This window comes from Mesorhizobium prunaredense (assembly GCF_900156895.1).
Taxonomy (GTDB): domain Bacteria; phylum Pseudomonadota; class Alphaproteobacteria; order Rhizobiales; family Rhizobiaceae; genus Mesorhizobium; species Mesorhizobium prunaredense.
On record NZ_FTPD01000048.1, the window covers coordinates 1 to 287 of the forward strand.

Annotated in this window: 1 protein-coding gene; it reads left to right on the forward strand. The window is 67.9% G+C overall.

The features are described from left to right. The coding region (locus BQ8794_RS27345) for a type 1 glutamine amidotransferase family protein (protein WP_210189869.1) at window positions 1–287 on the forward strand (287 nt) is incomplete at both ends.

Here is a 287-nt window from a genome sequence, read left to right on the forward strand (position 1 = left end):
GCGCATGCGGCCCTATGTGGTTGCTGGGGACGGCAGCGCGTTTCGCGCCGCAAACGGCGTCTGGGTACGCCCGGACCACGCGCTTTCCGACTGCCCGCGACCCGACATCGTCTGCATCCCCGATTTCTTCGTCAATCCGGGCGAAAGCGTCGCCGGGCAGTATGATGCCGAGGCCCGCTGGCTGCGGCAGGCGCATGCGGACGGCGCCATGTTGGCCAGCGCCTGTTCCGGCGCGGTCCTGCTCGGGGAAGCGGGGTTGCTGGAAAATCGCGAGGCCACAATCCATT